At 53.1% G+C, this 20,909-nt stretch carries 20 protein-coding genes; 10 read left to right on the top strand and 10 right to left on the bottom strand.

Features of this window, described 5'->3' with window-relative positions; genetic code table 11:
• Both RTY00_RS03285 and yebS read right to left on the bottom strand, forming a co-directional pair.
• The coding region (locus RTY00_RS03285; RefSeq protein ID WP_312663385.1) for an intermembrane transport protein PqiB at positions 1 to 1,224 on the bottom strand (1,224 nt) is incomplete at its 3' end.
• On the bottom strand, positions 1,193 to 2,437 hold the full coding sequence (gene yebS / locus RTY00_RS03280; RefSeq protein ID WP_312663384.1) for a membrane integrity lipid transport subunit YebS: 1,245 nt from the start codon (positions 2,435 to 2,437) through the stop codon (positions 1,193 to 1,195). The genes yebS and RTY00_RS03285, both read right to left, overlap by 32 nt.
• Before the next feature lie 217 nt (positions 2,438 to 2,654).
• Here yebS and RTY00_RS03275 point away from each other — a divergent pair, with 217 nt between their 5' ends.
• The 4 genes from RTY00_RS03275 to htpX all read left to right on the top strand — a co-directional run bounded on the left by RTY00_RS03275 (position 2,655) and on the right by htpX (position 7,093).
• Positions 2,655 to 3,155, top strand: coding sequence for a GAF domain-containing protein (locus tag RTY00_RS03275; protein WP_312663383.1), 501 nt, complete (start codon positions 2,655 to 2,657; stop codon positions 3,153 to 3,155).
• 96 nt (positions 3,156 to 3,251) lie between these two features.
• The gene (gene proQ, locus RTY00_RS03270) at positions 3,252 to 3,932 is read left to right on the top strand and encodes an RNA chaperone ProQ (RefSeq protein ID WP_008110425.1); all 681 of its coding nucleotides are present in this window, start codon (positions 3,252 to 3,254) and stop codon (positions 3,930 to 3,932) included.
• Between the two features lie 19 nt (positions 3,933 to 3,951).
• Positions 3,952 to 5,991: a carboxy terminal-processing peptidase gene (gene prc, locus RTY00_RS03265; RefSeq protein ID WP_061718719.1), complete on the top strand. Its 2,040-nt coding sequence runs from the start codon at positions 3,952 to 3,954 to the stop codon at positions 5,989 to 5,991.
• A 220-nt stretch (positions 5,992 to 6,211) separates the two neighbouring features.
• Positions 6,212 to 7,093, top strand: a complete 882-nt coding sequence (gene htpX / locus RTY00_RS03260; RefSeq protein ID WP_312663382.1) for a protease HtpX — start codon at positions 6,212 to 6,214, stop codon at positions 7,091 to 7,093.
• A 51-nt stretch (positions 7,094 to 7,144) separates the two neighbouring features.
• Here the strand turns inward: htpX and RTY00_RS03255 are convergent, their stop codons facing one another.
• Positions 7,145 to 8,527, bottom strand: coding sequence for an MFS transporter (locus tag RTY00_RS03255; protein WP_312663381.1), 1,383 nt, complete (start codon positions 8,525 to 8,527; stop codon positions 7,145 to 7,147).
• A gap of 193 nt (positions 8,528 to 8,720) precedes the next feature.
• Here RTY00_RS03255 and kdgR point away from each other — a divergent pair, with 193 nt between their 5' ends.
• Positions 8,721 to 9,512, top strand: coding sequence for a DNA-binding transcriptional regulator KdgR (kdgR, locus tag RTY00_RS03250; RefSeq protein ID WP_176972779.1), 792 nt, complete (start codon positions 8,721 to 8,723; stop codon positions 9,510 to 9,512).
• A gap of 36 nt (positions 9,513 to 9,548) precedes the next feature.
• Here the strand turns inward: kdgR and RTY00_RS03245 are convergent, their stop codons facing one another.
• Entirely contained in the window at positions 9,549 to 9,785 is a 237-nt protein-coding gene (locus tag RTY00_RS03245) for a YobH family protein (protein WP_008110416.1), read from the bottom strand.
• A 215-nt stretch (positions 9,786 to 10,000) separates the two neighbouring features.
• On the opposite strand from RTY00_RS03245, the gene RTY00_RS03240 reads away from it, so the two are divergent.
• The 4 genes from RTY00_RS03240 (at position 10,001) to rlmA (ending at position 12,277) form a co-directional block, all read left to right on the top strand.
• Positions 10,001 to 10,276, top strand: coding sequence for a YebO family protein (locus RTY00_RS03240; RefSeq protein WP_154181691.1), 276 nt, complete (start codon positions 10,001 to 10,003; stop codon positions 10,274 to 10,276).
• 685 nt (positions 10,277 to 10,961) lie between these two features.
• Positions 10,962 to 11,036 carry a DUF2627 domain-containing protein gene (locus RTY00_RS03235; RefSeq protein ID WP_110866451.1) on the top strand — a complete coding sequence of 25 codons (75 nt, stop codon included), beginning with the start codon at positions 10,962 to 10,964 and terminating at the stop codon, positions 11,034 to 11,036.
• Positions 11,037 to 11,119: 83 nt separating this feature from the next.
• Complete coding sequence (gene cspE / locus RTY00_RS03230) at positions 11,120 to 11,329, top strand: transcription antiterminator/RNA stability regulator CspE (protein ID WP_008110414.1); 210 nt, start codon at positions 11,120 to 11,122, stop codon at positions 11,327 to 11,329.
• 141 nt (positions 11,330 to 11,470) lie between these two features.
• On the top strand, positions 11,471 to 12,277 hold the full coding sequence (rlmA, locus tag RTY00_RS03225) for a 23S rRNA (guanine(745)-N(1))-methyltransferase (RefSeq protein ID WP_312663380.1): 807 nt from the start codon (positions 11,471 to 11,473) through the stop codon (positions 12,275 to 12,277).
• Here the strand turns inward: rlmA and RTY00_RS03220 are convergent.
• The 4 genes from RTY00_RS03220 to manX all read right to left on the bottom strand — a co-directional run bounded on the left by RTY00_RS03220 (position 12,274) and on the right by manX (position 15,515).
• Positions 12,274 to 12,732: a DUF986 family protein gene (locus RTY00_RS03220; protein ID WP_312663379.1), complete on the bottom strand. Its 459-nt coding sequence runs from the start codon at positions 12,730 to 12,732 to the stop codon at positions 12,274 to 12,276. The two genes, rlmA and RTY00_RS03220, sit on opposite strands and share 4 nt — an antisense overlap.
• Positions 12,733 to 12,824: 92 nt before the next feature.
• Positions 12,825 to 13,670, bottom strand: a complete 846-nt coding sequence (locus RTY00_RS03215; RefSeq protein WP_265297910.1) for a PTS mannose transporter subunit IID — start codon at positions 13,668 to 13,670, stop codon at positions 12,825 to 12,827.
• A gap of 14 nt (positions 13,671 to 13,684) precedes the next feature.
• A complete protein-coding gene (locus tag RTY00_RS03210) occupies positions 13,685 to 14,485 on the bottom strand; it encodes a PTS mannose/fructose/sorbose transporter subunit IIC (protein ID WP_008110410.1) in 801 nt (266 codons plus the stop codon).
• 58 nt (positions 14,486 to 14,543) lie between these two features.
• Positions 14,544 to 15,515 (bottom strand): PTS mannose transporter subunit IIAB, encoded by a 972-nt coding sequence (manX, locus tag RTY00_RS03205; protein WP_312663378.1) that lies wholly within the window; start codon positions 15,513 to 15,515, stop codon positions 14,544 to 14,546.
• A 511-nt stretch (positions 15,516 to 16,026) separates the two neighbouring features.
• Between manX and RTY00_RS03200 the strand changes: the two genes are divergently transcribed.
• Positions 16,027 to 17,592, top strand: a complete 1,566-nt coding sequence (locus RTY00_RS03200; protein ID WP_312663377.1) for a TerC family protein — start codon at positions 16,027 to 16,029, stop codon at positions 17,590 to 17,592.
• A 54-nt stretch (positions 17,593 to 17,646) separates the two neighbouring features.
• Here RTY00_RS03200 and RTY00_RS03195 read toward each other — a convergent pair whose 3' ends face one another.
• Both RTY00_RS03195 and RTY00_RS03190 read right to left on the bottom strand, forming a co-directional pair.
• Positions 17,647 to 19,209 (bottom strand): EAL domain-containing protein, encoded by a 1,563-nt coding sequence (locus tag RTY00_RS03195; protein ID WP_154156365.1) that lies wholly within the window; start codon positions 19,207 to 19,209, stop codon positions 17,647 to 17,649.
• A gap of 219 nt (positions 19,210 to 19,428) precedes the next feature.
• Positions 19,429 to 20,793 carry an L-serine ammonia-lyase gene (locus RTY00_RS03190; protein WP_312663374.1) on the bottom strand — a complete coding sequence of 455 codons (1,365 nt, stop codon included), beginning with the start codon at positions 20,791 to 20,793 and terminating at the stop codon, positions 19,429 to 19,431.
• Positions 20,794 to 20,909 lie beyond the last annotated feature (116 nt).

Below are 20,909 nucleotides of genomic sequence, written 5' to 3'. Positions count from 1 at the left end.
GCCGGCATCGATGCCGTAGGTTTCCGGCGCGCTGAGTTTTACCGTCAGCACGTCCGGTTTTTGCAGCAAGGTTTCGCTGGCCGGCAACACGGTGAAGTGATCCTGCGGCTCACCTTCGCCTGGCACCAGCTCAAAGGTATTGCCGGTTAACAGGCTGCTGAGATTGGTATCGGTCAGGCTGATCTTCGGCGTGCGCATCTCAATGCGCGTACCGCTGCGCATCAAACCGGTTACTGAAGGATCGACCGTCAGCTCGCCGGTGACTTTGCCGCCATCCAGCAGGTTGAGTTTGGTTAAGGTGCCGACTTCCAGCCCCTGATACATCAGCGGCGTACTATCGGCTTTCAGATTATCGCCGCTCGGCAAATCCAGTTTCACTTGCACGCCGCGCTGACTGCGCGCCAAATCCGGATAGAGCTGGTAGTTGGCATCCACCTGCGCTTGCTCACCGTCATTGGGCGAATCGAAGGCAATCGCACCGTTCACCAACGCGGCCAGGCTTTCCAGCTTCACTTTGGCACCGCTCAGGCTGACATCCGCATCAACGCCGGAGACATTCCAGAAGCGGCTCTGCTTTTTCACCAGATTGATAAAGCGGCGCTCAATCAGCACATCAATGGTGACGCCATCGGTGCTGTTATTCAGGCTGTAATCGTAAACGCGACCCACCGGAATTTTGCGGTAGTAGACCAGCGAACCGGTGTTAAGCGAGCCGAGATCCGGCGCGCGCAGGTGGATTAGCAGCTCGCCGGTATTGACGCGATATTTCGGTTGGGTATCGAGCGCGGTGAAGTGATCGCTCTCTTTACCTTTGCCCGGCATCATGCCGATGTAGTTACCGCCGACCAGCGCATCAAGTCCGGAGACGCCCGCCAGCGAGGCTTTCGGCGTCACCAGCCAGAATTGGGTGTCTTCACGCAGCGCATCGCGCATGTCGCTTTTGATGCTGGCCTTAATCTGGATGCTGCGATAGTCATCACTCAGCACAATGCCTTGCACCGTACCCACTTCCACGCCCTGATAGCGAATAGGCGTGCGGCCTGGCACAATCCCGTCGGCGGTCTGGAAGTTAATGGTGATCGTCGTACCGCGCTCCTGATAATTGGTCCACAGCAGCCAGCCAGCAATCAGCAGGGCGATGATGGGCAATAACCAGAACGGCGAAATCTTGCGCTTGTTGCGCAGATTGGCGCTAGTCGGTGTAGTCGGCGTTTCCTGTTGCATGTGCATCCCAGATCAGGCGGCTATCAAGCCACTCTACAGCCATAATGGTCAGAACAACGGCGGCACCAAAATAGAAGGCGGCCGGTCCCATGGTAAAAGCCAGAAGCTGGTCACGATTGACCAGCGACATGGTTACAGCAATCACGAACAGATCCAGCATCGACCAGCGGCCCACCCAGGTGACGGCGCGCAGCAGGCGAATGCGGGTTTTTAAACCCTGTTCGCATTTGAAATGAATGCTGATCAACAAGGTCAGCATCACTAACACTTTGGTAAAGGGCACCAGAATACTGGCGATAAACACCACGGCGGCGACCGGTATGTTGCCCGATGCTAATCCCAGAATGCCGGAGAATATGGTGTCTTCACGGCGTGCGCCATTCACGTACACCACCGAAATCGGCAGCAAATTGGCGGGGATCAGCAGCACAATTGAGGCGATGAGCGCTGACCAGGATTTCTGCAAACTGTGGCGGCGACGATAGTCGAGCGGCGTGTGGCAACGCGTGCAGCGCCCACGCTCATCGGCTACACCGGTTTGATGGCAATTAAGGCACACTTGCCACTGTTCGGGCGGGGAAGTGGGCATCGCTTGCGGATAGTACTGTTCCCACAACTGCTCGACGTTTAGGTGAATCAGCGTGAGCAGGCTGAGCACCGTCAGCGCAATATAAGCCACTAAACCGTAGCCCACTTCCAGCGAGGCGTAATCTTGCACCTTGATTGAGGCCACCGCCACGCCGACCAGATAGATATCCAGCATCACCCACTCTTTGAGCTTATCCATCATCAGCAGGACCGGGCGCAGGTTCATACCCAGCGCGTTGCCCAGCCAAAGATAGAGGATGCCGACGACCAGCGTAACCGGCGCGCCAATGGTGCAAAACGCCACCATCGACGCGGTTAACGTGTCGCCCTGCTGCGCCATCTGAATCACGCCCTCCACCAGGCTGGCGTTAATGCGCATGCCAAGCAGGCGAATATCCACCAGCGGCAAGCTAAAGGCGAACGGCATCAGCACGATCATCACCACCGCCATGGCGGTGAGTCGCGTCATCGACCAGTCACGGCCGCTCTGAATTTGTGCATGACAGCGAGGGCAATAGGCTGTCTGATGCGATTTCACATCCGGTAAGGAAAAAAGGGTATCGCATTGCGGACAACGCTGATAACGTGCGTGGGGCAACGTCTGGCTGATAGCGTGAATTTTCATAGGTGACGCAAGTGCCCATCGTTCGTTACGTTTACCGGCATGCTGAGTAGCGCAAATTTGCCTGCAATATTAGGTGGTACCAGAATACTCTTATCCACCGACTGCTAAGGGTATAGTAACTAACAGAATGATTCACCTTATGCGCCTGGATTATTAGTGCTTATTTTAACAACTGAGTGACAACAAGGTCACCACAGTGACGAGTTATGGTTGAACAATGAACAAAAAAGCTTTTTACGAGGATTTGAATCGCGATATCCGCGCCCTGTTGGCGGGCGAAACCTCGTTCCTGGCCGCGCTCGGCAATTGCAGCGCGGTGCTTTTTGAACGTCTGGAAGGCGTGAACTGGGCTGGATTCTATTTACTGACGGAACCGAACACGCTGGTGCTGGGCCCGTTCCAGGGCAAAATCGCTTGCGTACGTATTCCGGTTGGCAAAGGCGTGTGTGGTACAGCGGTAGCCGAGGACAAAGTGCAGTTGGTGGAAGACGTGCACGCGTTCCCAGGTCACATCGCCTGTGACGCGGCCAGCAACGCCGAAATCGTGATTCCTCTGAAAGTAAATGGCACCCTCGTGGGTGTTTTAGACATTGATAGTACGGTTTATTCTCGCTTCGATAGCGAGGATGAAGCGGGGCTGGTGGCCCTTACCGACGGGCTTTGTGAAGTGCTGGCGGGCAGCGACATCGTAAAATTTATTCAGCTGACGCACAGCTAATCGACTGGATCACATAGCATTTGGCGATGTTGTCATTATAATGTCGCCTGTTCATGCCTGCTCTGGTCGGCAAATCCGTTGTAATCAGGAAATTTCATGGAAAATCAACCTAAGTTGAATAGCAGTAAAGAAGTCATCGCCTTTTTGGCGGAACGTTTTCCGCAATGCTTTAGCGCCGAAGGCGAGGCGCGTCCGCTCAAAATCGGCATTTTTCAAGATCTGGTCGAGCGTGTTCAAGGCGAACTGAGCCTGAGCAAGACGCAACTGCGTTCTGCCTTACGTCTTTATACCTCTAGCTGGCGTTATCTTTATGGCATCAAAGCAGGTGCCATCCGTGTCGATCTCGATGGTAACGCCTGTGGCGTGCTGGATGAGCAACACGTTGAACATGCGCGCAAGCAACTGGAAGAAGCGAAAGCCCGCGTTCAGGCGCAGCGCGATCAGCAGAAAGCGAAGAAGCGTGAAGCCGGTGAAGAGACCGCTGAGCGTCGTCCGCGCAAGCCTGCTCCGCGTAAAGCTGCCGAAGGTGATGCACCGCGTAAGCCACGTCCTCAGGCGCCGCGTGCGGCCGCTACTGAACGTGCCGCAGCGCCGCAGCCACCGCGTGCTAAACCTGTCACTGATACCTCAACGTTGCAGCCCGGCCAGAACATTAAAGTGACCGCAGGCAAAGGTGCAATGGACGCTACCATTCTGGAAATTACCAAAGATGGCGTTCGGGTTCAGCTCGCTTCCGGCATGGCTATGATTGTGCGCGCAGAACATTTGCAGTTCTGAAACGGAGGCTGACCCTGGCATGAACAATATTTTAAAGATCGGTATGATCGCGGGCCTGCTTTTAGCAGGCCCCACCTTTGGTGCAGATAATATTACCCGCGCCGACCAGATTCCCCAGCTACACGAAGATCCACAGCATCCCACCGTCAGCGAACGCGTTACGTCGCGTTTTACCCGCTCTCACTATCGCCAGTTCGATTTGAATCAGGACTTTTCCGCGAAAATTTTTGATCGCTACCTGAATCTGCTCGACTACAGCCACAACGTGCTGCTGGCATCGGATGTCGCGCAATTCGCCGACAAGAAAACCACCGTCGGTGATGAGTTCCGCAGCGGTAAGCTGGATGTGTTTTACGATCTCTACAATCTGGCGCAGAAACGCCGCTTTGAGCGCTATCAATATGCGCTGAGCGTGCTGAACCGCCCAATGAATTTCACCGGCAATGACACCATTGACATTGACCGGGCAAAATCGCCATGGCCGAAGAGCGTTGATGAGCTCAACGCGCTGTGGGACGCCAAAGTTAAATATGACGAACTGAGCCTGAAACTGGCCGGTAAAGATGAGAAAGAGATCCGCGAAACGCTGACCAAGCGTTACAACTTTGCCATCCGTCGACTGGCGCAAAGTAACAGTGAAGATGTGTTCCAGCTGGCGATGACCGCGTTCGCGCATGAAATCGATCCGCACACTAACTATCTTTCACCGCGTAACACCGAGCAGTTCAACACCGAAATGAGCCTGTCGCTGGAAGGTATTGGCGCAGTGCTGCAGATGGATGACGATTACACGGTGATTAACTCAATGGTCGCGGGTGGTCCGGCGGCGAAGAGTAAAGCAATCAGCGTCGGCGACCGCATTGTCGGTGTCGCGCAGCCGGGCAAGCCGATGGAAGATGTGATTGGCTGGCGTCTGGATGATGTGGTTTCAAAAATCAAAGGACCGAAAGGCAGCAAAGTACGCCTGGAAATCCTGCCAGCCGGTAAGGGCACGAAAACCCGCACCGTCACGCTGACGCGTGAGAAAATCCGTCTGGAAGATCGCGCCGTGAAAGGCACCGTGCATAACGTTGGCAAAGAGAAAGTCGGCGTGCTCGACATTCCTGGCTTCTACGTTGGCCTGACTGACGATGTGAAGGTGCAGCTGCAGAAATTGCAGAAGCAGAACGTCGACAGCGTGGTGATCGATCTGCGTACCAACGGCGGTGGCGCCTTGACCGAAGCCGTTTCACTCTCTGGCCTGTTTATTCCAAGCGGTCCGGTGGTGCAGGTGCGTGATAACAATGGACGCGTGCGCGAAGACAGCGATAACGACGGCATTGTCTATTACAAAGGTCCGCTGGTGGTGCTGGTCGATCGCTTCAGTGCTTCGGCGTCTGAAATCTTCGCTGCGGCGATGCAGGACTACGGTCGTGCGCTGATTGTCGGTGAACCGACCTTCGGTAAAGGCACCGTGCAGCAGTATCGTTCGCTGAACCGCATCTACGATCAGATGCTGCGTCCCGAGTGGCCAGCGTTGGGTTCCGTACAGTACACCATTCAGAAGTTCTACCGTATCAACGGCGGCAGTACTCAGCGTAAAGGCGTAACGCCGGATCTGCTGATGCCAACCGGCGTCGAAGCGGCAGAAACCGGTGAGAAGTTCGAGGACAACGCGTTGCCTTGGGACAGCGTGAATGCGGCAAGCTACACCAAGACCGGCGATATCGCGCCGCTGGTACCGCAGCTGACCAAAGAGCACGCCGATCGCATCGCCAAAGATCGCGAGTTCCAGTACATCATGAAAGATATTGCGCGTTTCGATGCGATGAAAGACAAGCGTAATATCGTGTCGCTCAATCTTGCTCAGCGTGAGAAAGAGAACCGCGAAGATGATGCACTGCGTCTGGAGCGTATCAACGCACGCTATCAGGCGGAAGGCAAAGCACCGCTTAAGAGCATCGAAGATCTGCCGAAGGACTATAAAGAGCCGGATCCGTATCTGGATGAAACGGTGAAAATCGCTAACGACATGGCGCAGCTTGAGAAATCTCAGCCTGCAGCCGAAAGCGCGAAATAACCGTTTGGCCTGTGAAACAGCACCGCTTCGGCGGTGCTTTTTTTTAGGCTAAAATCGTTATTAAGCGCTGCTGATACACTGAATTGCGCACTTCACTGCCTAATGTAAAGTTATGTCTTTTTAGGCACTTAAAGATTAAGGTTGCTTGAAATGCGCGGCGATGACCATAGGATAGATATCCGCGCATATGCGCGTGCACAACTGAGGAAGATTAACGTTTATGATGCGTATTGCTCTTTTCCTGCTCACCAACCTGGCGGTGATGTTGGTATTCGGACTGATTTTGAGTCTGACAGGAATCCAGTCAAGCAGTGTTCAGGGTCTGATGATTATGGCAGGTCTGTTTGGCTTTGGCGGTGCGTTTGTTTCACTGCTGATGTCCAAATGGATGGCGTTACGATCCGTTGGCGGTGAGATCATTGAACAACCGCGTAATGAGACGGAACGCTGGCTGATGGAAACCGTCGGCCGCCAGGCACAACAGGCTGGCATTGCGATGCCGCAGGTGGCGATTTATCACGCGCCCGACATTAACGCCTTTGCGACAGGTGCGCGCCGTGACGCGTCGCTGGTCGCTGTTTCCACTGGCTTATTGCAAAACATGAGTCGCGATGAAGCGGAAGCGGTGCTGGCGCACGAAATCTCCCACATCGCTAACGGTGATATGATCACCATGACGCTGATTCAGGGTGTGGTGAACACCTTTGTTATCTTCATCTCGCGTATTCTGGCGCAGATTGCTTCCGGCTTCCTGTCGGGTAACCGCGACGGTGAAGAGAGCAGCAACGGGAATCCGATGGTCTATTTTGCCGTCTCGATGGTGTTGGAGCTGCTGTTCGGCTTCCTTGCCAGCATCATCACTATGTGGTTCTCACGTCACCGTGAATTCCATGCCGATGCGGGTTCCGCCAAACTTGTGGGGCGCGAGAAGATGATTGCCGCACTGCAACGTTTGAAAACCAGCTACGAGCCGCAGGAGCCAGGCAGCATGATGGCGTTCTGTATCAACGGTAAAAATAAATCGTTGAGCGAGCTGTTCATGTCGCATCCGCCGCTCGATAAACGTATCGAAGCGTTGCGCAGCGGTGAATACCTGAAGTAACCAGTGTTTGTATACCAAAAACAAGGGCGCCAGATGGCGCCCTTGCTGTTTTCAGGATTCGGCAGTTTGCCTTTTTTGCGTCATACGCGCCAGGCTCACCACGGCGGCGACGCTGGCAAAGCTGCCCGCCAACAGCAGTGACGCGTGTGTACCGTGATCGTTGAACAGATTAAACATCAGCGCTACCAGCGCCGCGCCGCTGCTTTGTCCCACCAGACGCGCGGTGCCCAACATTCCACTGGCGCCACCGCTGCGATTACGCGGTGCTGCGGTGATGATGGTGTGATTGTTGGGTGACTGGAACAGGCCAAAACCGGCACCGCACAGCATCATGCGCCAGATGATATCCACATCCGTTGGTTGAGTCGGCAATAGCGCCAGCAGAAACAGGCCGGCAGCGAACATCGCTAATCCCAATCCGCCCAATAATCCGGCATGGAACTTCTCGATCAATCGACCCGCAATCGGCGCCATGACCATGGTTGCCAGCGGCCACGGCGTGAGCAGCAAACCGGTTGCCACTTCATCACGACCCAACACGTTTTGCAGGAAGAACGGCAGCGCCACCATCGCCAGCATCTGCGCGCAGAATGAGCAAATTGAGGTGCCAATCGAGAGCGAAAAGATCGGAATGCGCAGCAAATCCACCGGCAACAATGGCACCGGCATCGCCAACTGACGACGGACAAACACTATGCCTACCAACACCAATGCCACCAACTCGGCCACGATCAGCCAGCCGTTTTGCCCTTGTGAGAAACCGCTCAGTGCTGTAATCAGCAGCCCAAAGAACAACGCATTCATTATGGCGCTGGGTACGTCGAATTTCTGTTGTTTGGCTTTCTGCGGGTTATCCGGCAGGAAACGCAACGCCAGCCACAGCGCAACAATACCGAGTGGAATGTTGATCAGGAACAGCCATTTCCAACTGGCGACAGATAGAATCGCTGCCGCAACGGTGGGGCCAGCCGCACTCGATACTGCAACAATCAACGAGTTAATTGCCATACCGCGTCCGAGAAAGCGCTGCGGGTAAATGATGCGGATCAGCGCAGTGTTGACGCTCATCAGCGCTGCGCCACCAAAGCCCTGCAGCACGCGCGCCACGGTCAGCGTATTCAGCGATGAGGAGAGGGCGCAAAACAGCGAGGTGGCGATAAACAGCGCAAGTCCAACTTGATAGACGCGGCGGTAACCAAGCATATCGCCAAGAAACGACAGCGAAAGCAACGAGATAACGATAGCGATTTGGTAGGCGTTAACAATCCAGATCGATTCGGCTGGACTGGCATTCAGTTCACGCGCAATGGTCGGCAAAGCCACGTTGGCGATAGCCCCATCCAGCACCGCCATCATGATACCGAGTGCAATGGTGATGATCGCGCCATAGCGCTGTGGAACGGGCAATCCATCCTGAGCAACAGTAGAGGACATAAGTTAAGTAAATAAAGGAAGTGAATATCATCATGCTAATCAATTCGCTGCCGAAAAGCATCGCATTCATTGACATAAAATTACGTGTGGATGTGTCACTTAGCGTCAGTCGTTGCCGCCATCAGGTTGAAACGCATATACTGGCGCTTCTGTTCCGTTTTTTTTGAAACACTGTCAAAAAAGGATACGCGCCATGGCGAGCAGCGATAACGATAAACAGCCGGACTCGGTTTCATCGGTGATGAAAGTGTTTGGCATTCTGCAGGCGCTGGGCGAAGAGCGCGATCACGGTATCACCGAATTGTCCCAACGCGTGATGATGTCGAAAAGCACCGTCTATCGCTTTCTCCAAACCATGAAATCGCTTGGTTATGTGGCGCAGGAAGGGGAAAGTGAGAAGTACTCGCTGACGCTCAAGCTGTTTGAACTCGGTGCCAAAGCTTTGCAAAACGTTGATCTGATTCGTAGCGCCGATATTGAGATGCGTGAGCTGTCACGTCTGACCAAAGAAACCATTCACCTCGGTGCGCTGGAAGAAGACAGCATCGTCTATATCCATAAAATCGATTCACTGTATAACCTGCGTATGTATTCGCGCATCGGCCGCCGCAATCCACTGCACACCACCGCGATTGGTAAAGTGCTGCTGGCATGGCGCGATCGCGCTGAAGTGCAGGAGATCCTCAGCGAAGTGGAATTCCGCCGCAGTACCGCCAAAACCATTGTTACTGCAGAAGCGCTGCTGGCGGTGCTGGATCAGGTGAAAGTGCAGGGATTTGGCGAAGATAATGAAGAGCAGGAAGAGGGCTTACGCTGTATCGCGGTGCCGGTGTTTGACCGCTTTGGCGTGGTGATTGCGGGATTGAGCATTTCGTTCCCCACCATTCGTTTTTCAGAAGAAGCCAAAAATGAGTATGTGGCGATGCTGCACCGTGCGGCGCGCAATCTGTCTGAACAAATGGGCTACCACGACTATCCGTTCTGAAATGAAAAACGGGCTGTTGCCAGCCCGTTTCGCCGCTTAGTTGTCGACTACTTCGCCACTTTTCTTCAGCAGTGGACAATCGGTTACGCCGACGATACCGCTGTCTGTGTGCAGATACTGTGCTGTAATCATGCCGCGTGCGGTCAGATAGCTGCATTGCAGTCCCAATCCCGCCGCATTCTTATTGCTGCCGGTGAGTACGCCATAGCCGGTTAGCAGCATCGCCAACCAAATTAATGCCACCAGCATAATCGTCCGAATAAGTAGTTTCATCTTTTCTCCTTGTGATACACAACGCAGCGCGTCCAACATGGCTGCGAATCTACTGTAGCAGCATGCCTCGCTTTCGCCATCGAATCGATCAGAGATAACTGAAAGAGGGTTTTGCGGGATAATCTGCTTTCCGTCGCTACCCATTATCTTTTGCCCCGGCAACGAGTAGAATCAGCGGCGGAGTAGATGTTTGATTTTTGACTACAGAGGCAGTTATGAACGAATTAGCCGCAAACACCAGCCCGCTGTTCAACTATGGCGTTCTGGCCATCATCATTCTTGTGGCCTTTATTGTCTGGTTCTTTGTTAACCGGGCTAGCGTGCGCGCCAGTGAACAGATCCGTTTGCTGGAAGCCGTGATTGAAGAGCAAAAGAAACAGAATGCGCTACTGCGTCGTTTGGTTGACGCACAGCCATCCACAGCAAAACCATCAGCGGATGAAGACGCGGATGAAAAACGCGATTTTATTCGGATGATCCCGGAACGTTAAGGCGTTGGAAGGGGTGAAATAACCGCCGATAGGGCAACCGGCTGCGCACTGAAATGGTGCGTGGCGGGATAATCTCATTAAGTAAATTCACTTCTTCAATCGGTATGAATAGCAGCGATCGCTGCCAGAAAGAATATCAACTAAGATTAATCCTAAGGAGTTTTTGTTAAATCAAGCTCATCAATGTTTTTTTTAACATTTAATTGTTGGGTAGATAGTTAAAATTGAGATAAATGCCACCTAATGTTAATGCGTTTATATGGGGCGCATATTATTGGTTTCTCCTGATTTTGGTGCAAAGCAATTAATAACTTATACCTGAGAAAACTATTTGTACAAGATTTGAACGGCGCGCAGTTGTTGTGTGGCTGGCGAACTTTTTAGTGGAATATTTTATTGATGCCATATTAGTGCAATATTTTTGTCGTAGTGTTAACCCCTTTAAAATGTACCTGTTTAGACATTACCGCTGCGCTTGACTAAGCGAGGATTAAGCGCTAACTATACTGACAGATAACCCTTTTTTGCGCACCTTACGGGTTGGGTGTCAATATGTTGATTGATGAAGTGCAGCGCCAATTAACTAATTATGTGCGTCACGTCGATCACCGTTTAAAAATGGCTTGCCATTAATTTACGGATATGTGATAACAAATCGTGGGTCAAACGAGGTACAGTTCTGTTTATGTATGGCATCTTCAGTAAAGAAGTTACGAGTAAAGACGTTGACGTTGAATACCGCTTCCTTGCCGAACCTTAAATTAGTGCCTCATTCAGTAATGTCTCTGGTTTATCTGTAAGTCTGCCTGCGGGCAATATAATCATTGAAAGGAAATTTGCGAAATGGCAAAGATTAAAGGTCAGGTTAAGTGGTTCAACGAGTCTAAAGGTTTTGGTTTTATTACTCCTGCTGATGGTAGCAAAGATGTGTTCGTACACTTCTCTGCAATCCAGGGCAACGGTTTTAAAACTCTGGCCGAAGGCCAAAGCGTTGAGTTCGAAATCCAGGACGGCCAGAAAGGTCCTGCTGCGGTCAACGTTACCCCAATCTGATTTCGCCCTCAGGCTCGGTGCCATGCACCACTGAAACGAATCTTAAAGCCCCGTTCACTGAACGGGGCTTTTTCTTTTATCCTTTCTGTAGCCAGATGATCAGGGTAAACTGCGCCGCGAATTGCTAACCCGGAGTTATCTATGTCTTTGATTTGCCCACTTTGTCATCAGCCTTTATTGCAGCAGGCGAATAGCTTCCGCTGTGATGCTGGGCATCAATTTGATCAGGCCAAAGAAGGGTACGTCAATTTGCTGCCGGTGCAGCACAAAGGTTCGCGCGAACCGGGCGATAGCGCGGAGATGCTGCAGGCACGGCGCGCCTTCCTCGATGCTGGACATTATCAGCCGTTGCGCGCGGGTGTCGCCGAAATCCTCGCCCAGCACCTGAGTGAGCAAAATTCGCAGCTGTTAGATATCGGATGCGGAGAAGGCTATTACACCGCAGCGATGGCCGATGCGTTACCGCAGGCACAACTCTTTGGTCTGGATGTGGCGAAAGCGGCGATTCGCATGGCCGCTAAACGCTATCGAACGGTGAAATTCTGCGTGGCCTCCAGCCAGCGTTTGCCTTTTGCCGATGCTTCTCTGGATGGCGTGGTGCGCATCTATGCGCCCTGTAATGAAGAAGAGCTGAGCCGCGTAATTAAAGCGGGTGGCTACCTGCTAACGGTGACGCCGGGACCACATCATTTGCAGCAGTTCAAGGCGCTGATTTATCGCGAAGTACAGCTGCATGCCGCGGAAGAGAAGATGTATGCCGGTTTTAAGCAGATCGATCAGCAAAACCTGAATTACAGCATGACGTTGAACGGAAGTGAGGCAGTGAGCTTATTGCAGATGACGCCATTTGCCTGGCGTGCGCGCGAAGAGGTGTGGCAGAAGCTTGCGGCATCCAGCGAGTTTACCTGTGATGCCGACTTTATGCTGACGTTGTGGCAGCGCGATTAACGCGCTTCCACCAACGTATTGTAGATGCGTTCCAGATCATCAAGCTGTTTGACGGCAATCAGCAGGCGACGCTGCTCCAGTTGCATCACCAGAATGCCGTCTTCCGACAGGTTCATGCCCTGAATGCGAGCGTAGTCGATCCACACGCTGCCAAAAAACAGTCCATTCTCCTTCATCAGCAACTTGGGGCTACGCACCCAGAATAGCCAAATCGCCATAAAGCACAGCACCATCAGCAAATTGGTGGTGAGTTGCGTGCCATGTTTATCAATATTGTTCCACAGCAGAATCAGCAGCAGCACCACGAAAATGGCGCTATCAATCTTGTGACGACGGCGCAGGGGAACGCGCAGTTTGGTCGGGCCGTTGCGGCGCGGCAGGATCGCTTCATCATAGATGGCGAACAGAATGAAGCCTGCAATCAGCAGGGCGATCAGCGCGTCAGTCAGTGACATAAAATACTCTTCCTCAATCGAAATTACCTCAACGTGGGCGCTCAGGTAATGCCGCTCAAAAATAGCCGGGAGCAGGGCTCCCGGCTGGCTGATTACAGACCGAGCAGGCCGATCCAGTAACCGAAGATACCGAGGGCGAAGAAGCCGACGATAATCCACAACGCATTCACCTTACGACGCAGCAGCCACATACAGCCAAAGGTTAGCAGCAGTGGAATCAGGCCAGGCATCAGCTGATCGAGAATCGATTGCACCGTGGTAACCGTGGTTTTACCGGTCTGGTCCGTGATGCGCGACACCACCAGCGGCACATTCACATGCGTCCACTTGTTAACCAAGGCCCCCATGACAAAGAGGCCGAGAATCGACGCGCCCTCCGTCAGTTTCTGCAGGAAACCGCCGCCCATATCACTGACGATATCCACACCTTTACGGTAGCCGTACGCCACGCCGTAATAACGCGTTAACAGACGAACCGCGTTAAACAGGATGAAGAACAGTAACGGACCTAGCAAGCTGCCGCTCATGGCGATACCGGCACCCAGCGCAGCAAACACCGGACGCACGGTACCCCAGAAGATCGGGTCACCGACGCCAGCCAGCGGCCCCATCAGACCCACTTTGATACCGTTAATCGCCGCATCATCAATCGGCGCACCGTTGGCACGCTGCTCTTCCATCGCCATGGTAACGCCAAGTACCGGCGCTGCCACATAAGGATGGGTGTTGAAGAACTCGAGGTGACGTTTAATCGCCTGTTTACGATCGTCGTTGTTTTCTGGATAGAGGCGACGAATCACCGGCACCATTGAGTAGCAAAAACCCAGCGCCTGCATACGTTCAAAGTTCCACGAACCCTGAAACAGGTTTGAGCGCAGGAACACACCACGGACATCGCCGGGGGTGAGTTTCTTTGGAGTGTTAGTTGTATCAACCATGATTTCACCTGTTCCTAGTCGAGTTCGTTATCGAGGTCATTGTTTGCAGGACCGGCATTTGCAGCACCTGCAACGCGGTTATATTTCGGTGCCAGCTGGATATACAGCACCGCCATCACCACGCCAATCACGCCAAGCGCAACCAGGTTGAAGTTGGTGAAGGCTGCAGTAACGAAGCCAAGGTAGAAGAACGGCATCAGGTAGCCCGCGCGCATCATATTGATGACCATCGCGTAACCGACTACCACGATCATGCCGCCGGCGATGTTCAGGCCGTTGGTGACCACTTCTGGAATCGAGTTCAGCAGTTCCTGAACCACGTGCGTACCAACAGAAATCGCCACGATCAAGGCTGGGATCGCGATACGCATCGCCTGCAATACCAGCGCGGATACGTGGATCCAGCTGATGGCATTAAGATTACCTTTCTCGGCTGCCTTATCGGCGGCGTGCTGGAAGGCGACAGTGATGGTACGCACGATGATGGTCAGAACCTGACCGGCTGCGGCCAGTGGAATTGCCAGCGCGATACCGGCACCAACGCTTTGACCACCGGCGATAACCAAAATGGTTGAGATAATAGAAGCCAGCGCCGCATCCGGTGCAACGGCCGCACCGATGTTCATCCAGCCAAGTGCAATCATCTCCAGCGTACCGCCGATGATGATACCGGTTTTCATATCACCGAGGACCGCGCCAATTAAGGTACAAGCCACCAGCGGACGGTGGAACTGAAACTCATCAAGAATCGATCCCATCCCGGCAATACAGGCCACAATAAATATCAAAATGATTTGTAGCGTGGTTATCTCCATTGCATTTCTCCTCTGCAAGGTCTCTAAAATTCGCCCACATATGCAGGCAAAGGGCGAACTACGGATTGACCTTGGCGATCAGGTCCATCATTTTCAGGCGCTGATCGCTGGACACTTTACGTACTTCCAGTTCGATACCGCGTTCATTAAGTTTGCGGAATGCCGTGATATCTTTTTCATCCACCGATACCGCGTTGTTCACCTGCGTTTTGCCCTGACGGAACGCCATGCCACCAATATTGACCGACTTAATGTCCACGCCTTGCTCAACAATCCTCACTACATCCGTGGGATTGGTGAACAGCAGCATCACTTTATCCTGGCCATATTTCGGGTTGTTCCACACGCGAACCATCTTGTCGACATCCACCACATGCGCGGTGACGCCCGGCGGGGCAACCTGCGTCAGCAGGGTTTTGCGCACATGATCGTTGGCCACTTCATCAGAAACCACGATGATGCGACTAACGTTGGTCTCTTTGGTCCAGCGCGTGGCCACTTGCCCGTGAATCAAGCGGTCATCAATACGCGCCAGGCCGATTTTCATGTGTTCGCCCGGTGCCATCGGTTTCTGCGGCTGAGCAGGCGCTTTCGCTGCAACCGGAGCCGGTGCAGCTGCGGCTTGCGCAGGCGTTTCAGTCTTGAGGGCTTTAACGCCTTCACGACCGGCTTCTACCGCGATGTGAATCAGTTCTTCCAGCGATGGGTTGTCATCACGTCCCATCAGGGTTTCCACCAGCATCGGAATGTTGACGCCGGCGATGACATCATAGCCATCCTTATCCACCACAATGCGGCTGGCCGCATTAAATGGACTGCCACCCCAGGTATCGACCAGGAACAACACGCCCTTTGACGTGTCGAGATCTGCCAGCCGTGCCTGATACTTTTCGATTAGCGTTTCTGCATTTTCGCCGGGAACGAAATCAATCCATCCGACATTTTCCTGCTCACCCAACAGCATTTCTGCTGTTTTAAGCAACTGTTCTGCCGCCCAGCCATGTGTACCAATTACAATAGCAATGGTCACTTGCTACCTCCGTTCGCGTGAGAGATTCTCTGGCATTGCCGGGAATCATTGAAAATTACCGTTAGTGTTTCAGGTGGATCGTTAGTGATGTGATAGACAAAGAGCATCAATAAATAAAACGAAACAATCCGCTGCACAGCGATAAGGTCGCGATTTATTTTAGTGATCGAAAAAATAAATTATGTGATGTTTGTCAGCTATTTCGAGCGTAACGGCGCTAATGTGCACTTTTGTTCGTTATTCATGCGTTCACGTAGATATTTGTAAATGTAATAAATTTTTTTGACGTCGTTGATGTAACTGATACATTAGCGTTCTGTTTTTTATTCAGGAGTACCGGGCTTCAGCTCACCTTTATGGACCGTCACCGACGTCGCTCAACATGTTCTCAGCGCTTTTCCGCGCCTGCTTCCACGCTCTTCAGCGTTATCACCACCTGTAACGATCTCTCGTCTCGCCCTCTGGTGCAGATGCAATTTCGTGCGCCTTCACGTTCGGTAAGGAGTCATTGATGGAATTTCTCTTCGACCCCTCAATTTGGGCGGGTTTGCTCACGCTGATCGTGCTGGAAATTGTTCTCGGCATTGATAACCTGGTGTTTATCGCCATCCTCGCGGACAAATTGCCGCCGAAGCAGCGCGATAAAGCCCGACTGATTGGTTTGTCGCTCGCCTTGATTATGCGTCTTGGCTTGCTGTCACTGATCTCCTGGATCGTGACGCTGACGCGACCCCTATTCAGCGTAGGCGATTTCAGCTTTTCCGGACGAGATTTAATTCTGTTGTTCGGTGGTTTGTTCCTGTTATTCAAGGGAACCATGGAACTGCATGAGCGACTCGAGAACCGCGGACTCGAACATCAGGGCAATAAGAGCTACGCCAGTTTCTGGGCGGTGGTGATTCAGATCGTAGTGCTGGATGCGGTGTTCTCACTTGATGCGGTGATTACTGCGGTCGGTATGGTGAACCATCTGCCGGTGATGATGACTGCGGTGGCAATCGCTATGGGCGTGATGCTGCTGGCCTCAAAACCGCTGACGAATTTTGTTAACGCACACCCAACGGTGGTGGTGCTGTGTCTGAGCTTCCTGCTGATGATTGGTCTGTCGCTGGTGGCCGAAGGCTTTGGTTTCCACATTCCTAAAGGTTACCTGTATGCGGCGATTGGCTTCTCGATCATCATCGAGCTGTTCAACCAGATTGCGCGCCGTAACTTTATTAAGCATCAGGAACATCGGCCGATGCGTGAACGCACCGCCGAAGCGATTCTCCGTCTGATGGGCGGACGTCAGCGTAAGCAAGCGACGACTACCGAAGAAACCTCGTTGACCGAAGCAATGCCACAGGAAGCGTTTAAAGACGAAGAGCGCTATATGATTAATGGCGTATTGACGTTATCGCAGCGCTCAATTCGCAGCATCATGACGCCGCGCGGCAACATTTCGTGGGTGGATGTTTCGCGTCCGCTGGATGAAATCCGTATTCAGCTGCTGGATACGCCACACAGTTTATTCCCGGTGTGTCGCGGTGAGCTGGATGAAATCATAGGCGTGGTACGTGCCAAAGAGCTGCTGGTGGCGCTGGAACACGGTATGGATGTGGCAACCTTTGCCGCTAATACCCCGGCGATTGTGGTACCGGAAACGCTGGACCCAATCAATCTGCTGGGCGTGTTGCGTCGTGCCAAAGGTAGCTTCGTAATTGTTACCAACGAATTTGGTGTGGTACAGGGCCTGATCACGCCGCTGGACGTACTGGAAGCGATTGCCGGTGAGTTCCCGGATGAAGATGAAACGCCAGATATCATTGCCGATGGCGACGGTTGGTTAGTGAAGGGCGGTACCGATCTGCACTCGCTGCAACAGCTGCTGGATCATCACGATTTAGTGAAGGCTGATGAAGATCACGCCTCGTTAGCCGGTTTGTTGATTGCGCAGAAAGGCCAGCTACCGCTGCCGGGCGAAGTGATTGATTTACCGCCGCTGCATTTCCAGGTGATTGAGGCGACCGATTACCGTATCGATCTGGTGCGCGTGACCAAAGATAAGCCTTTCGATCACGAAGAACACGCCGAGTAAATGATCGGACAGCAGTAAACAAAAACGGCCATTCCCAAAGGAGTGGCCGTTTTTTTATGCGCTTAACTGCGCCTGATGCTGCTCCAGCCACTGCGGGAAATCTTCAATCGGCATGGGACGCGCGTAGAAATAGCCTTGCAGATGGTCGACGCCGCGCTCACGCAGATAATGCGCCTGTTCGGCGGTTTCCACACCTTCCGCCACCAGCGAAATATTCAGACGCTGCGCCAGCGAGATCACCATATCAGTCACGGTCGCGTTAATCGCGTCGGTGCCAATCGCGGCAGTGAAAATTTTGTCGATTTTAAGCACGTCCGGCTTGAGGTCTTTCAAATAAGCCAGCGAACTGTGGCCGGTACCGAAATCATCAATTGCCAGACGTACACCAATCTCATGCAGCTGCGACACCACCGATTGATCGATAATCGGCAAGGCATCACGCTCCGTCAGCTCGACCACCAGTTTTGGAATCGGATTGGCGGGCCACCAGATATTCTGCAGGTCTTCCACAATGGCGCGATCGCGGAAATGGCTGGCGGCAACGTTAATGGCAATATGGAACGACGGACATTGCGGCAGGTTGGGCAGCTCATCCACCACTTTCGCCAGTACGAAGCGGGTTAACGGCGCGATCAGGTTCTGGCGCTCGGCCAGCGGAATAAACACGTCCGGCGCAATCCAGCCCTGACGTTGGTTATGCCAACGCAGCAGCAGCTCCATGCCGTCACACTCGCCGCTTTTGGCGTTAATCAGCGGCTGGCAATACACCATAAATTCGTTAGCGGTGATGCCGTAACTTATCTGCCAGCTAAGGCTCATGCGGTTAGCGGTCGCCAGCCAGACGATATAACCCATCAGCAGGCTCAGCATTAGCGCCAGCGGCAGCTGTGAAGGCAGCGTGTTGAGCGCCAGCCGGGCGGGAGAAGGGCCATACAAGGTGATGCTGAACGGATAACGCAGCGACGCCTGATCGTAAGCCACTTCATCTTCAGACGGTTCGGTTTGCTCAATCAGCGGATTACCGTATTCAAGGCTCTGACCACCGACGTTGAAGATCGCACGCTCCACCCACGGCAACTGCGGTTCCAGCAGATAGTTAGTCATTAATTCAATATTAATGACTTGCAGCAGACCTTCGCGGTTATCCAGCGATTTGGGCGTCCACAGCAGCAGCACCGGTGATCCTTTCAGCAGATCATTATCGGTGGCTAACATCATGCGCTGATTATTGATAGCTAATTCAGGATAGGTTTGGCTGAAAGAGAGGTTTTGCGGGCCGAAAATGCTTGAGCAGTAGAGCGTGTCGTCCTGCACCAGCAAAACTGTGCGCACGGTTTGCAGCGCGGCAATTTTCTCAATCAGCGGATAACGCACCTGCGAGCAAGGTACGCCAACCAGGCCGAGCGTGTTGTTGGCGGAAACATCCAGCGGCGAGAACATACGATCAAAGCGTTCAATCGCGCGGGTGGCGAAATTCAGCGACTGCTGCTCAATGCGCGATTTCTCTTCGATATAGCGAAAAGTCAGCGTCAGGACCAGAACCAGCGAGGCGATCACTAACGCGATAAGCAGTCGCTTACGGCGAAATTGACCCACAAATTGCTGGGGAATGAGCATCAGTAACCACCTTGCAAAACAAAGATTGAAGCCAAATTAACGTGTAGGTTATCGGCATTGAGGCGGCCAGGTTTAGCGCGGCTGAATAAAAAAAACGGCACCAAAAAAAGCGCGGCCACAAAGGGCCGCGCTCAAAATCAATGTATCTGGTTTACTCAGTTGGAGGTAGCAACAGATGCAGAAAAATAGTCAACTGTTGCTTTAATCATCAGCGGAGTATTAGTCGCACTGGACCTTAATCGCCAATCCGCCGCGTGAGGTTTCACGGTATTTGGCGTTCATGTCTTTTCCGGTTTCGTACATGGTCTCAATCACTTTATCCAGCGATACGCGCGGTTCACTGGTGCGACGTAGCGCCATGCGCGCGGAGTTGATGGCTTTCACGGAAGCGATGGCATTGCGCTCAATGCACGGCACCTGAACCTGGCCGGCGACCGGATCGCAGGTTAATCCCAGATTGTGCTCCATACCGATTTCCGCCGCGACGCACACTTGCTCCGGACTGCCGCCGAGCAATTCCGCCAGACCGGCGGCCGCCATGGAACACGCCACTCCAACTTCGCCCTGACAACCTACTTCGGCACCCGAAATAGAGGCGTTCATTTTATACAGCACGCCAATGGCGCCAGAGGCGAGGAAGTAGCGGATAAAGATATCGGGCGTAACGGGTTCGATAAAGTGATCGTAATAGGCCAACACCGCCGGCACGATGCCACAGGCACCGTTGGTGGGTGCCGTCACCACACGTCCACCCGCCGCGTTCTCTTCATTGACCGCCAGCGCGAACATATTCACCCAGTCGATCACATCCATCGGATCTTTCGAATGTTTAGAAGATGAAACCAGCAGACGGCGCAAGGAAGCTGCACGACGTGGTACGCGCAGTGGGCCCGGCAGCACGCCTTCGGTATTGAGACCGCGATCAATACAGGCCTGCATGGTTTGCCACACGTTACCAAAATAGGCATGAATCTCGTCGCGAGTATGCAGTGCCAGTTCGTTCTTCATCACTAAACCTGATAGTGACAGGCCGCTTTCGCGACAGTGGCTGAGCAGCTCTTTAGCAGAGTGGAACGGCCACGGCACAGAAACTTCGTTCAGCACCGGCTTGCCGAAATGCTCTTCATCAACGATGAAACCGCCGCCAATGGAATAGTAGGTTTTGCTCAGAATCAACAGATCCCCAGCGAAAGCGAACACCGTCATGCCATTCTCATGCAGCGACAGGTTTTCGCTACGGAACACCATGCCGCCTTCACGAGGAAAGTCCACTTCGCGCGCGCCGTTGGCTAACAGTAGACGTTCACGTTGCTCCACGTCTTTGATGAACGCGGGAATGCCGTCGATATCCACGGTGGCCGGTTCGAAACCCGCCAGGCCCATGATAATAGCGATATCGGTGTGGTGACCTTTGCCAGTGAGCGAAAGTGAACCGTAGACGTCGACCGCCACGCGCGTCACGTCCTGCAATTTGCCTTGATCGGCCAGCAGATCCACAAACTGCTTGCCCGCTTTCATCGGACCGACGGTATGTGAACTGGATGGGCCGATGCCCACTTTAAACATGTCAAAAACACTAATCACCGGTGACACTCCTCACAAATCTTATTCTGCACGGCAGAAGCCGTTTATGCGGCTAATAGTAATCGCCCATGCCGGATAACGAGCAGCTTTTCGCATGAAATAAACTAATTATAAAC

The organism is Pantoea sp. CTOTU49201, assembly GCF_032054795.1.
In the GTDB taxonomy this organism is placed as follows: domain Bacteria; phylum Pseudomonadota; class Gammaproteobacteria; order Enterobacterales; family Enterobacteriaceae; genus Pantoea; species Pantoea symbiotica.
The sequence above is the reverse complement of the archived record's forward strand: the minus strand, read 5'-3'. Positions and strand labels throughout refer to the sequence as shown.

Excerpts from the sequence above, each read along its gene's own strand:
- RTY00_RS03245 (WP_008110416.1), bottom strand. The coding sequence starts at position 9,785 with ATGAAACTACTTATTCGGACGATTATGCTGGTGGCATTAATTTGGTTG.
- RTY00_RS03220 (WP_312663379.1), bottom strand. The coding sequence starts at position 12,732 with ATGTCACTGACTGACGCGCTGATCGCCCTGCTGATTGCAGGCTTCATT.
- rlmA (WP_312663380.1), top strand. The coding sequence starts at position 11,471 with ATGTCTTTGATTTGCCCACTTTGTCATCAGCCTTTATTGCAGCAGGCG.
- RTY00_RS03200 (WP_312663377.1), top strand. The coding sequence starts at position 16,027 with ATGGAATTTCTCTTCGACCCCTCAATTTGGGCGGGTTTGCTCACGCTG.
- RTY00_RS03195 (WP_154156365.1), bottom strand. The coding sequence starts at position 19,209 with ATGCTCATTCCCCAGCAATTTGTGGGTCAATTTCGCCGTAAGCGACTG.
- kdgR (WP_176972779.1), top strand. The coding sequence starts at position 8,721 with ATGGCGAGCAGCGATAACGATAAACAGCCGGACTCGGTTTCATCGGTG.
- proQ (WP_008110425.1), top strand. The coding sequence starts at position 3,252 with ATGGAAAATCAACCTAAGTTGAATAGCAGTAAAGAAGTCATCGCCTTT.
- RTY00_RS03275 (WP_312663383.1), top strand. The coding sequence starts at position 2,655 with ATGAACAAAAAAGCTTTTTACGAGGATTTGAATCGCGATATCCGCGCC.
- htpX (WP_312663382.1), top strand. The coding sequence starts at position 6,212 with ATGATGCGTATTGCTCTTTTCCTGCTCACCAACCTGGCGGTGATGTTG.
- cspE (WP_008110414.1), top strand. The coding sequence starts at position 11,120 with ATGGCAAAGATTAAAGGTCAGGTTAAGTGGTTCAACGAGTCTAAAGGT.
- RTY00_RS03240 (WP_154181691.1), top strand. The coding sequence starts at position 10,001 with ATGAACGAATTAGCCGCAAACACCAGCCCGCTGTTCAACTATGGCGTT.
- yebS (WP_312663384.1), bottom strand. The coding sequence starts at position 2,437 with ATGAAAATTCACGCTATCAGCCAGACGTTGCCCCACGCACGTTATCAG.
- RTY00_RS03255 (WP_312663381.1), bottom strand. The coding sequence starts at position 8,527 with ATGTCCTCTACTGTTGCTCAGGATGGATTGCCCGTTCCACAGCGCTAT.
- prc (WP_061718719.1), top strand. The coding sequence starts at position 3,952 with ATGAACAATATTTTAAAGATCGGTATGATCGCGGGCCTGCTTTTAGCA.
- RTY00_RS03210 (WP_008110410.1), bottom strand. The coding sequence starts at position 14,485 with ATGGAGATAACCACGCTACAAATCATTTTGATATTTATTGTGGCCTGT.
- RTY00_RS03215 (WP_265297910.1), bottom strand. The coding sequence starts at position 13,670 with ATGGTTGATACAACTAACACTCCAAAGAAACTCACCCCCGGCGATGTC.